An 11,963-nucleotide genomic window follows, 5' to 3' on the forward strand; every position below is an offset into this window, starting at 1 on the left:
AAACCACAGCCAACTGCGATCGCAAGACCAACTATACCATTAGCAGCTAAACCTAAAAAAATAGCAGTAGCGCCTAATACTACGCCATCGTCAGTCCTACCCCGAAAAACAGCGCTTGCACCTGCTATTACATCACCAGTACCTAATCCTAAGAAGTTAAGCCAGTCAGGAAAACTCTCAAGTAGGCGAACACCTATGGCTCAGTCATCTCTGAAAACAGGTGCAGCAAGCTTGCTGGGTGGTACTGTGAGTGTATCTAGTCGGAATTTTAGCGGTAATTATCTGGCAGCCTTACCTAATTCCAACCGAGATAACCAAGCTCCTTCTGGTATTGATGCTAGCAGTCAAAATATAGATATCACCTCTTACTTAAACCAACTACAGCAACAAGTCAAGCAGCAGTGGCTACCAGAAGTGAGCCAGTCTTCCCGGCGAACAGTACTTAACTTTACTATTAACCGTTCCGGGCAACTAAGCAATCTCCAGCTCGCACAAACCTCTGGATTCAGCGTCACCGATCAAGCAGCGCTCAACGCTATACAGCGAGCTGCACCCTTTGCACCTTTGCCCACAGGATATACCAGTAACCAGCTCCCTATTCAATTTACATTTGATATCAATGTCTATGGGCAGCTAAATTTATCGGGGGACGGTGACTAACAACAGGCAAGCAATTAATTCAATATGGATGTGCGTCTTTTGTCTTAACTGGAGTTTAGACTAGTCAGGAGTGCGTAAACATCGCTTTTCTACTTTTGAGCGTTTTTGCTTAAGGTTTCTATAAATATCGCTTCTTTAAGTAATTTGCTTGTAGATTTTCTGCGATACCACCACATCACAAAGCCAGTAATAAATAAAATTAATGGTGCAAGTCCAACAAAGACATAGAGGATGCGCGTAGGTAATCCGCCAAAAGTGCCGTAGTGGAGGGGAGTAAAAGAATTAAGAATGCGATCACCTAACGGTATCTCTAATATGTTATCCACTCGCAACACTTTACCACTGTACTGGTCGAGATAAACATAGCTTTGCCCATTCTCATCATCATCCTGGGGCAATTTAAAGCGAATGTTCAAAGCATCTTCTGGTTTACGAGGAAAATAAATCGTCCCCAGCATAGCATTTGGGAACGTAGCACGAGCAGTTTTTAGTTGGTCTGTCAGTTCCAATGGGGTTTTACCTGGAATCAGCTTCGAGACTGGTTCCGATGCTGACTTGTTGGTAAATGTCACTGCATAAATTATCGGGTTAGTGAAATCAGAGAAATTCCAGCAGAAACCAGTGAAGCCTGTAAAAGCAATAAATATAGCCGTAACAATGCCTGCCACTTTGTGAATATCAAAGTTAACTCGTTTTGGATGAGCATCAAGTTTGATTTTGAAGCCGTTGAGCTTGAGCAATTTTCTCCAACCAGGCCAAAGGAGGATGCCTGTAATACTGAGGATACACATCAATAAGGCAGCAATCCCAGCGATCGCATATCCAGTTTTGCCTGCTAACAAACTGTAGTGGAGTTCATAGACAACGTAGAAAAATTTTTCCGAAAAAATTTCCTGACTATTACCAATAATTATTCCGCTATAAGGATTGACATAAAGTTCAGCTAAATCGCTTTCCTGTTTCCTGGGAACAACGACCGCAGGGGCATTTGGCTTTGCAGATATATAAATCCGATCAATTTTGACATCGGGTTGATTTGCATAGGATTTTTTCACCGTATTGAGGATAATTTCTACAGGCAAGCGTTCGCCACTAGGAATAATTGTTCCAATTTGGCGATACAATAAAAATTCACTAATTTCATCATGAAAGACTAATAAACTACCCGTTAAACCGATGATAATCGCAACTAGACCTACAGCTAACCCTATATAACGGTGTAGCTTAAACACAAAGTCTCGGAGTTTTTTTGAGTGCATGAAGAATACTCCTTGCTCAACTTACCTTCACAAAGCAACTGCCGTGCTTTCTCCATGCGATAATCGTGCAAATAGCCAAATACAGTTGTGCCAAAAATTTCACGAAAGCCTCGCTTGAGCTTGTTATGATTAATTCCAGCTTGTTTTGCCAAGTCTAATAAAGATGGCGGATTATCCAAATGTCGCAGTAAAATTTCTTTAGCATTGTAAATGCGGTCAATATCAGTAGGCTTGAGGTTTGTGACCAAATTTAAACCCTGTTCGCGCTTGACCGTTTGCTCTAGGTACAAAACTAATAATTCTAGGGCTTTGCTTTCCAGATATCGCTGTTTAATCCATCCCCGATAAGGGCAAGTTAGAATCTGCCCAATTGCTAACTGCATCGCTGGAGTTGTTGTTCCCAGCAGATTGAAATCTTCCTGTTTGTTTCCTTCAATCAAATTTTTTAACTGCAATGGCAGAGAGTCAAGCTGGGCGCTACCATAGGATTTGAGAAAAGAAGGCTCCATGCAAATCTGGACTCTGAAAATTCGTTGGTTGGCAGGCCACTCTTCTGTCTCCATACCGGAGCCAAATCCGAAACAATTCTGTCCGGCAATTTCGTTCAAGTAGTCGTTTGTCTTATGAATCACTACTCCAGCATCGCCGCAAATAAAAAATGTCAGCACTGATGCCGTCCATTCTTCTTCATAATCATCACAACGAATAGATTCTCGGCATTCAAATTCCCGAACGCGAAGCCAGAACCCATCCTGAAGCCAAATTAATCGCCTGTATCCTGTTCCTAACTGTTTAGGGTAATCAAAGATATCGTCGAAGTCGTCTGATTGGTAGAGACGATGGGTATTCTGCCAGCTTTGCTCCCATAGTTCATCATAGTCTGAGGCTGAAAGAGTAATTGTCATTGTTGCAGTATATTATCGAGTTGATTTTCAAGCTTATTAAAAAATAATCTTATTTTTTTCTAACTAGTTGATAATAGAACTCAGGTACACCACGAGCGGTGAAATGTTAAGGTCGGATAGCATTTGTCAATACGCAATAATACTTAAAATATAGCTAAAAATTGGGGTCGGAAACACAATTTTTGAGCAGGCGATCGCATTTATCATATAAACAGTAGAGTCAACCCCTTCTCTGCGAGACGCTACGCGAACGAGGAATTCAAAATTCAAAATTCATGCATTAATAATCCCCATAAATAAATTTAGGGGGCTTGAGTTAGAGGACATAGTATTTCTCGACGGCAGTCGGTTCAAGTCGGCAAACCCGCCCACACGGCTGCCTCCGCTTTGCGTCTCTTCAGTACATTTTTTCTGTTCTCCATAAATAAATTTAGGGGCTTGTATCATGAGTGTTCTTCGGTCAATATCGCCTTACCTGCCGCGCTTTATCAGATTAATTTTCCCTAGCTAAGATATTAGAATAAAAGTAATTTTGTACCCAAAGCCAATCATGACAGAAGCAAAGACGCGGCGTAATTTCCTAATTACCAGCATTGCTGTGACAGGAGGTATTGTGGCAACTAATACCTTACAGCAAAATACTATCAATACCGCAACACCGCCAGCAACTATACCAGAACGCTTACTCGGACGGACAGAAGCAAAACTGCCTATTTTTGGGTTAGGAGGAGCAGGACAAACGCCGCTATCCTGGGAAGGAAAAGAGGGTGATGCTGCGGCAATTATTCAAAGAGCGCTGGAACTTGGCATTCGTTATTTTGATACAGCACCTAGTTATGGCCCAAGTGAAGATTATTTAGGTAAAGTGCTACCACCCCATCGCTCAAAGCTGTTTCTAGCAAGTAAAACTGATCAAAGAGATCGGGATGGTGCATGGCGAGAATTGGAGCGATCGCTTAAACGTCTCAAAACAGATTATCTCGATTTGTGGCAGTTGCATCACGTCTCTTTTTCGGAAGAACTCGACACTATCTTTAGTCCATCTGGTGCAATTAAAGCTTTAGAAGAAGCCATACAACAAAAATTGGTGCGCTTTGCTGGTATTACCGGACATCACGACCCTCAAGTAATTGCCGAAGGGTTGCGTCGCTATCCTTTCCACACTGCACTGATTCCTGTGAATGCTGCCGACAAACACCACCCACGTCCATTTATTCCGGTAGTTTTACCAGTTGCTCTAGAAAAAAATGTCGGTGTGATTGCGATGAAAGTCCCGGCTTATGGTCGGCTGTTTAAATCAGGTGGGTTGACAGGTATGGAGGAAGCTTTAGGTTACACACTGTCTCAGCCTGGAGTTCATTGTTGCGTGATTGCAGCAGAGACAGTTGCACAATTAGAGAATAATGTCAAGATAGCGCGGGCTTTTGTACCCCTGAAGGAGCAAGAATTGACAGCGATCGCACTGGCAGCTGCTAATATCTGGGAAGATAGTACATTCTTCCGTGCTTGGACTTAGCCCGACCTTGCACATATTACAAAGTGTATTCTTACTAGTCACACTGATAATATTGTGCCGCTTGCGACATATTGAATTGTAATAGCTTCTCCTCTGGCAACTTGTATTGTAAACTCGGCTTCAAAGGCGAAATATTCAAACTGCGAATAATTTCTCCCGCTACAGCCTTTGCTAGTAAAGGTGGTACAGAATTACCAACTTGTCGAAATCCGTGCCATTTGGTTACATGAAATCTAAACCAATCAGGGTAAGAATGCAATCTCGCCGCTTCCCTGACGGTAATACAGCGCGGCGTAGATGGATGAATCGGTCTAGGAGATGTGAAAGAACCCCTATACTTATCTGTTCCGGCTCTTAAAGTATTACAGACACCACCAGGATGTAGCTTATAAAAACGACTAATTTTTTCTCTCTCGCCTTGTTGAGTCTCCTGAAAACGTTTAACAGTTTCTGCAGAATGTTTTGTTCTTAAACTTGAAGAAAGTATTCGGAAATTATATTCTCGTCTGTAAGAATAATCATCATCTAGGCATTTGATACCGCGAAGTACAAGAGCATAGTTACTAGGCTTTTCGTAATCTGCAACAACCCAATCTCTTGTTAGTAACTCTGGATATTTTTCTATTTCAGGTAAATCTCCAATTGCATCCCATACTGTAGGACTCAATGGAATGTCAGATGTTTTTTTAGAATTTAAATTATTTAGCAAAGCTTGTTTAGTAATCGGCTGAGGATATTTTGGTAACTCTATATCCTCCCTTGCGCCTATTAGAAATAATCTTTCGCGAGACTGTGGTACTCCGTAATTTGCAGCGTTGATAATTTGGTAATTTTCTTCTACTTTATAGCCAGATATTTGAAATTCACTAATTAATATTTGGAGGATTTGTTTATGTTCGCCAACTGTAATCCCCCGGACATTTTCCATCACAAAGAATTTTGGTTTTAGCTCAAAAACCAGCCGATGAAAGTGAAACACCAAAGAGTTTCGCGGGTCATTAACAGCCCGTTTACCAATTAAAGAAAATCCTTGACATGGTGAGCCACAAATTACCACATCAATTTCACGATCGCCAATCTTAGACCGATTCCTAATTTCTTCCCCTGTTGTCTCTACAACACTTTTACATAACACTGAGCAATAAGGGAAGTTAAACTCATGTGTTGCACAGTGGATCGGGTCTATTTCCACAGACGCCAGCACATCAAAACCAGCTTGCTCAAAGCCAAGAGTCATACCGCCCGCGCCAGCAAATAAGTCAACTGCGATCGCTCTTTGCTTTTTCATCTCATAAGCCATGACACCCCAGTCTAATTCGTAATTTCTAATTCGTAATTTGTAATTATGGCAGAAATACGGGTTTCGGCAAAACAGGTGGTTCGCACTTAATTTTACTCATAAATAAACTGATTGATTCTCTATCTTTAATTACGAATTACGAATTACGAATTATTTGGTCGCATTTGCAGAATTTCTTGAGCAGCGCGATCGCAAACCCCAACTTCTCCTAAACTTTGCCGCATTTCTTCATAATCTAGCAAAGTTTGCTCTCTGCGACTGGGATTGAGTAACAGTTCCATCGCTGCTTGGATAATATTCTCTGGTGTGGCTTGCTCTTGTAAAAATTCTGGTACAATCGGCTTCATCACTACTAAATTAGGTGGCGATGCAAAGGTTATAGAACCTTTGAGGATTTTCCGAGCTATCCACGCAGTCAGACGACTGAGGCGATAAACTACAACCTGTGGCACATTTAACAGAGCAAGCTCTAGATTGACAGTACCAGATTTGCTAATGGCTAAATCAGCTGCGGCAAAAACTTCCTTGTGTTGATCTGATAGAACTGTCGCCCGCAAACCGTATCGCTCAATAGCCTTTTCAATTGGCTGTCTATAGACTTCCAGCGATAGGGGAATCCAGAAACGAACTTCAGGTAATTTAGCTTGAATAGTTTGGGCCGCTTGAAAAATAATTGGTAAAAGATATTTTAGTTCTTGGCGGCGAGAGGCGGGGAGGAGTGCGATCGCAATTTCTTCTGGTGCAATCCCCAGTGTTGCACGAGCTGCTTCTCTACTAGGAGCATCTTGCATTCGGTCAACCAAAGGATGTCCCACCCAACTAACTTTTGCGCCTTTCTCGCGAAAGTAACGGGCTTCTTGTGGGAAGATTGCCAACAGCTTATCTGTAAAACCAACAATCCGCTTAGTTCTACGCAAACTTATTGACCAAGCCCACTCTTGGGGAGCGATGTAATACACCACAGGCACATTTGGTAGATGCTGTTTCATATAAGTTCCAATTTCCAGATTGGGAGTCATATAATCGATTAGCACCACTAAGTCAGGTGGATTTTGTTTTAGGGAAGCGATCGCCTGACGTTGTACCTGAAAAGTCGGTAAAATATAAGGCAGCCCTTCTTGAATACCCACTGAGCCAATACTACTGGTATTTCCCAGCAAAATTGCCCCAGCCTCTACCATTTTTTCGCCACCCAGCGCCACAATCTCTAATTCCAACCCAATCGCCGCAGCTTGACGCTTCAGCGCTGAAATTAGCAGCGACCCTTGTAAATCGCCAGATACTTCGCCAGTGCTGATAAATATCCGCATTTGATAATTGGTAATTAGTCAAAATGAGGAGTTAAGAGTTAAAAATTCAATTCATCAACTCATAACTCATAAATTATGATGTCTGGAAAATTAACCACAATTCCTTATAATGCCACCCCACCAGCTACGCTTTTGCTCCCCTCCTCGCTTGCGGGGAGGGGTTGGGGATGGAGTGCTTTGATTATGGGTAATTCGACAGACATAATATATCTTACATCTCACGATTCATCACTTGCGCCTTTTTTCCCTTTACTAGGAATCAAGCCACGTCTTCCAGGCATCTGAGAAAGTAGCAAGAAGCGTCGTAGATGCTGCAATTCTTCGCTATCTCCTAACAATTCCAACTGTTCCAAAGCATCTTTAAAAGACAAATCAGAACGATAGAGAATGCGGAAGGCTTTTTTCAGCATAAGCAAATCTGCTGAGTCCATACCAGACCGTTTGAGTCCGACAAGATTGAGGGTTCGCACCCGCGCTGGATTTCCCTCCACCAGCATATATGGGGCCACATCCCGGTCAATACGTGCCATCCCTCCCACCATTGCTTGTCTACCAATATGCACAAATTGATGGACACCTAAAACCCCACTTAGTCTAGCGCGTGATTCTATATGGACATGACCAGCCAACGCCACAGAGTTAGCAATCACTACTTGGTCTTCAATGACGCAGTTATGAGCCACATGGACATAAGCCATCAAAAGATTACCGTCACCAATTACCGTCGCTTCACCAGCACCGGTAGCGCGGTTAATGGTAACGTACTCACGAATTAAGTTGTTATCACCAATTTTGACCCAGGTTGGTTCTCCTACAAACTTCAGATCCTGGGGTTCCATGCCGATGGCTGCACCTGTAAAAATCTGATTTTGCGCCCCAATTTCACAAGGCCCCTCTAGCACTGCATGAGCGCCGATTATTGTTTCAGGGCCCACTTTGACATGCGCTCCAATCACAGCATAGGCACCGACTTGCACTGTATGGTGGAGTTCCGATTTTGGATGAATTACAGCAGTTGGATGAATTAGCGTTTTCAAGGGTGAATCTCCAGAACTGTCTTAATAATCAAGCGCCAGGCGGGGTTTTTGAGGCAGCGCGTTACTCTGGTTAAGAGAGTTGTACCGACTACCGCCTCATTGAGGCGACTGGCGTTGTTGAGTGTGAAATATTTCAGTGAACGAAAGTGTCGGGCAAAGCAAGTTAAGTGTGTTTGTGAGTGCGTCTCGTAGAGAGGGCGGCGAAAATCAAGAAATTATCAGATGCTATTGTGGATATCTTTTAACTGTTATCCTGTTTCAGGATTCAGTAGGGGCATTTCACGGCTATGCCTATACCACGAAAGCAAACTTTTAGCTAACTAAAGAAAACATTAATTCTCCTTCACAAGCAAGTTGACCATCAACTTCGGCACGACCTTGCATCTTACCGAAACGACGTTGTTTTACCCATAACAGTTCCACCGTCATTACTAGTTGATCCCCCGGCACGACCTGGCGACGAAAGCGGACTTTATCGATACCAGCAAAGACAAACAGCCCGCCTGCTACCGAAGACATTTGAGTTAGGACAATGCCTCCAACTTGTGCCATTGCTTCAACAATTAGCACCCCTGGCATCAGTGGACGTTCAGGGAAATGTCCTTGAAAATGAGGTTCGTTGATAGTGACATTTTTAACCCCAACAGCTTTTTCATCTGGTACGTAGTCAATTATTTTATCTACAAGTAAAAATGGATAGCGGTGGGGTAGCAATTTCTGAATTTCTTCGGATGTAAAAGTTGTTTTAATCTCAGAACTGATTGTAATTTCATTTATCGCCTGTGGTTCGGTAGATGTAGGTGTAGTCGTATCGATGGTATTCACTTCAGTAAGGATTGACATTGGCCGTGTAGTTGATTTTTTATCTAAAAGTTGAGTAGGCAGGCGTATATCCAAAGCCTTAATAATCCTAGATTTTAGGCTTTAGTTCTAATCCCATAGTCTAAAATTCTTTGAGCAAGTTGAATGTGTAAATTATGACTGGCTTTATACGCTAAAAAATGAGCACGAGGAAAAGTCCCTAGTAAACTCAAATCTCCTACTAAATCCAAGATTTTATGACGGACTGGCTCATTTGCAAATCTCAACGGTGGATTTAGCCAGCCTTCTGGGCCACAAACGAGGGCATTATCCAAACTACCACCTTTAATTAACCCTGTTTTTTGTAAGTGTTCAATTTGATGCAGTAACCCAAAAGTACGAGCAGGAGCAATTTCCGTAGCAAAGCTAGCAGAAGTTTTTCCTAGTTCAGCAGTTAGTGACCAACTATACCATTGATTGCCAATGGCAGGTAGGTCAAAATCAATACCATAACTAAAGCGGGTTTCTGGTGCTGGGAGGGCACATACAAAGGCATCCCCTTGATAGACCCATATTGGTTCTGTAACAGCCTGAACTTGATTGTTAACGGGTTGTGAGACTAGGCCAACTTGGGCAATATTGGCTGTCCACACACTTGCTGAACCATCTAAAAGTGGGACTTCTGGGCCATCAATTTCAATTCGGGCATTATCCACGCCCATACTCGAAAGTGCTGCTAACAAATGCTCTACCGTACGAACACATACCTCACCCTTACCCAACTGAGTTGAGAGAATAGTGTGACTAACTGCCGCAACTTGGGCTGGAATTATCGGCAAATCCGGTAAATCCACCCGCACAAAGTAGCGTCCACTTCCCGCCTCAGCTGGTAGTATCCGCACTTGGGTATTCACACCGCTATGCAATCCCACCCCTATTTGGGTGATTTTGGCTGCTAGAGTGTGCTGTCGCATAGCTGAAAAATTAATATATTTCCTTTAGTATTGTTCATCGTCTGTTTTGGTAAAATCCCTGATATTCCCCGAAAAATCTCATTAATCCCTTTATCGGAACAGTATTGAGGTAAATGTAAAAATTAGCAAGCTCATTAGGAAAGAGAATTGTCATTAGTCCTTTATGATTCACTAATGACCAATGACTAATGATTAATGACTAATTAAAATCTTTCGCCAATACCAAAATTAATCCGGCTATCACCATCATCGTTGATACCGTAATCAATCCGAATTGGCCCCAGTGGAGACTGGACGCGAACGCCAAGACCATAACCATAGCCACTGCCATTTTTGTTCAACACTTCAGCGGCCCTAGTACTAGTTCCCAGGTCACTGCCTAGATCAAAAAATAGTGCGCCACTGACTACTGAAAAAACTGGAAACCGATACTCAACTGATGCTTGCACATAAGAGCGTCCACTACCTAATGCTCCTTCTTCATAACCCCGGACGGAGTTGCTACCCCCAAGGGTAAAAGCTTCGTAGGGAGGCAAGTCACCGATAATGGTTCCTGCTTGCAGGTTAAATGCTAAGGTTTGTGCCCCTTTGCTGAGGCTAATTAGCTTAATGGGTAAATATTGGCTGTAGCTACCCCGCAATCTGGTTAGGAAGATGTTGCCTAACCCTACAGGGACTGACTGATCGACTCCAAAGCGGAGATAAGAACCGCTAGTGGGTTGCAGCGGGTTATTACGGAGATCGCGCTGTGCCCCTACTTGAAACAGTAGTAAATCGTCTTGACCGCCGCTAGAGAGAGTCAGTGGAATTTCCTCACTGATGCGGTTTCCATTATCATCATCAAATACCGCTCCTGTTCTTCTGAGATTGCCATCAGCATCACGGGCAGAAACTCGTTGATACTGTAAACCCGCTGAGGCAGTCCAGACAGAAGTTTTATAAGGATTGGCAGACAAGGGACGGGTAAAGGTGACACCACCACCTAGACGGAGAATGCGGGGGCGATCCTGAGAATCTACATCGGTGGGATTATTTGGATTAAACGTCCTAATGTCTTCATCTTGACCATCAAAAATCAACGAAATAGAACTGCGGCGGAAAATATTGGTTGTGTAGGAAGTCCGGTAAGGATCTCCTGCGATCCAGGGGTCGGTATACCGCACGTCAAACAGTAGTTCCCGTTCTCCCACCTGTATTTCTGTCCCCAATTTTTGGTTCCTACCGTTCAGGTTTTGCTGTTGATAACTTACTGTTCCAAAAAGTCCGCTAGCTGAACTAATCCCTGCCCCAGCCGCAATAGAACCGCTGCTGCGTTCAGCTACATTCACGACTACATCCACCTTGCTGGGGTCACTACCTGGGTCAAGGGACACATTCACATCTTCAAACAGTCCCAGTCCATACACGCGCTGTAGGTCTTTTTGCACTGTGTTGCGATTGAATACTTGTCCTGGCTTCAACTCCACTTCTCGTGTAATGATGTAATCTTGTGTCCGTCCCCGAATTGGTTGTCCTTTCTCGTCTGTTTCTTGACCATCTTTGTTGCGGAACCGGACTCTAATGTTTTCTACTACCCCTTCTGCTACTTGTAAGATAACAACTCCGCTTTCAGAGACTTGTGGCGCTCCAATCACGTTGGCTAGTACATAACCTTGGTCTTGATACCGCTTGTTTAACTGCTTGATGCCTTCTTGTAAGTCACGCAAGTTGAGGATTTTGCCATACTGCTCCCGAAATACTTCATCCACAGTGTTAGCTGGTAGTACAGAAGCGACACCAGTTCCAGGATTGGCTTGCACTTCTACTTTATTGAGGATGGGATTAGGTTGCACAACAAAGCTCACCCGCACTCCCAAGGGGGTATCTTCTGGCGCTGCTTGGACGTTGGAGAAGAAGCCAGTACCAAAAATGGCGTTAATATCTTCTTGCAGTTGGCTGCGGGTTGTGGTTTGTCCTGGTTGGGTACGAATTACTCTGTAAACTTGGCTTTCCAGTTCTGGTGATAGTTGGCCAGACTGGGATCTAACTACTACTTCCGATACCAGTACGCGGGGGTCATTGGCTTCTGGGGCTGTGTTGGGTTGAGTATTATCCGGAGTTGTCGGTGGATTAACATTCTGCGGACTGGGAGTAGTGCCTGGGAATGGAGTATTATCCGGAGTTGTCGGTGGATTAACATTCTGCGGACTGGGAGTAGTGCC

General features: G+C 43.5%; 10 protein-coding genes. 2 read left to right on the plus strand and 8 right to left on the minus strand.

Annotation, left to right across the window (positions count from 1 at the left end):
* Positions 1–660, plus strand: a 660-nt coding sequence (locus ACFE93_RS17045; protein ID WP_375474435.1) for an energy transducer TonB, incomplete at its 5' end; no start/stop codon positions are given.
* An 89-nt stretch (positions 661–749) separates the two neighbouring features.
* On the opposite strand, the gene ACFE93_RS17050 is transcribed toward ACFE93_RS17045, so the two are convergent.
* Both ACFE93_RS17050 and ACFE93_RS17055 read right to left on the minus strand, forming a co-directional pair.
* A complete protein-coding gene (locus ACFE93_RS17050; protein WP_375474437.1) occupies positions 750–1,919 on the minus strand; it encodes a PepSY-associated TM helix domain-containing protein in 1,170 nt (389 codons plus the stop codon).
* Positions 1,868–2,824: a helix-turn-helix domain-containing protein gene (locus ACFE93_RS17055; protein ID WP_375474439.1), complete on the minus strand. Its 957-nt coding sequence runs from the start codon at positions 2,822–2,824 to the stop codon at positions 1,868–1,870. Before ACFE93_RS17055 ends, ACFE93_RS17050 begins: the two co-directional genes overlap by 52 nt.
* Positions 2,825–3,374: 550 nt before the next feature.
* On the opposite strand from ACFE93_RS17055, the gene ACFE93_RS17060 reads away from it, so the two are divergent.
* Positions 3,375–4,340, plus strand: coding sequence for an aldo/keto reductase (locus ACFE93_RS17060; RefSeq protein ID WP_375474441.1), 966 nt, complete (start codon positions 3,375–3,377; stop codon positions 4,338–4,340).
* Between the two features lie 34 nt (positions 4,341–4,374).
* Here ACFE93_RS17060 and ACFE93_RS17065 read toward each other — a convergent pair whose 3' ends face one another.
* From ACFE93_RS17065 to ACFE93_RS17090, 6 genes are all read right to left on the minus strand, one after another.
* Positions 4,375–5,628, minus strand: coding sequence for a DNA cytosine methyltransferase (locus tag ACFE93_RS17065; RefSeq protein WP_375474443.1), 1,254 nt, complete (start codon positions 5,626–5,628; stop codon positions 4,375–4,377).
* 155 nt (positions 5,629–5,783) lie between these two features.
* A complete protein-coding gene (gene lpxB, locus ACFE93_RS17070) occupies positions 5,784–6,950 on the minus strand; it encodes a lipid-A-disaccharide synthase (protein WP_375474445.1) in 1,167 nt (388 codons plus the stop codon).
* A 218-nt stretch (positions 6,951–7,168) separates the two neighbouring features.
* On the minus strand, positions 7,169–7,987 hold the full coding sequence (gene lpxA / locus ACFE93_RS17075) for an acyl-ACP--UDP-N-acetylglucosamine O-acyltransferase (RefSeq protein ID WP_292744931.1): 819 nt from the start codon (positions 7,985–7,987) through the stop codon (positions 7,169–7,171).
* Positions 7,988–8,299: 312 nt separating this feature from the next.
* A complete protein-coding gene (fabZ, locus tag ACFE93_RS17080) occupies positions 8,300–8,830 on the minus strand; it encodes a 3-hydroxyacyl-ACP dehydratase FabZ (protein ID WP_375474448.1) in 531 nt (176 codons plus the stop codon).
* Positions 8,831–8,904: 74 nt separating this feature from the next.
* Positions 8,905–9,762, minus strand: coding sequence for a UDP-3-O-acyl-N-acetylglucosamine deacetylase (gene lpxC / locus ACFE93_RS17085; protein WP_375474450.1), 858 nt, complete (start codon positions 9,760–9,762; stop codon positions 8,905–8,907).
* A gap of 203 nt (positions 9,763–9,965) precedes the next feature.
* Positions 9,966–11,963 (minus strand): BamA/TamA family outer membrane protein (locus ACFE93_RS17090; RefSeq protein ID WP_375474452.1); only part of this gene is annotated, 1,998 nt, incomplete at its 5' end.

The organism is uncultured Nostoc sp. (assembly GCF_964247315.1).
GTDB lineage: Bacteria > Cyanobacteriota > Cyanobacteriia > Cyanobacteriales > Nostocaceae > Nostoc.

Bases quoted from the DNA above. Each gene is read 5' to 3' on its own strand.
- ACFE93_RS17050 (WP_375474437.1), bottom strand. From the start codon at position 1,919: ATGCACTCAAAAAAACTCCGAGACTTTGTGTTTAAGCTACACCGTTAT.
- ACFE93_RS17055 (WP_375474439.1), bottom strand. From the start codon at position 2,824: ATGACAATTACTCTTTCAGCCTCAGACTATGATGAACTATGGGAGCAA.
- ACFE93_RS17060 (WP_375474441.1), top strand. From the start codon at position 3,375: ATGACAGAAGCAAAGACGCGGCGTAATTTCCTAATTACCAGCATTGCT.
- ACFE93_RS17065 (WP_375474443.1), bottom strand. From the start codon at position 5,628: ATGAAAAAGCAAAGAGCGATCGCAGTTGACTTATTTGCTGGCGCGGGC.
- lpxB (WP_375474445.1), bottom strand. From the start codon at position 6,950: ATGCGGATATTTATCAGCACTGGCGAAGTATCTGGCGATTTACAAGGG.
- fabZ (WP_375474448.1), bottom strand. From the start codon at position 8,830: ATGTCAATCCTTACTGAAGTGAATACCATCGATACGACTACACCTACA.
- lpxC (WP_375474450.1), bottom strand. From the start codon at position 9,762: ATGCGACAGCACACTCTAGCAGCCAAAATCACCCAAATAGGGGTGGGA.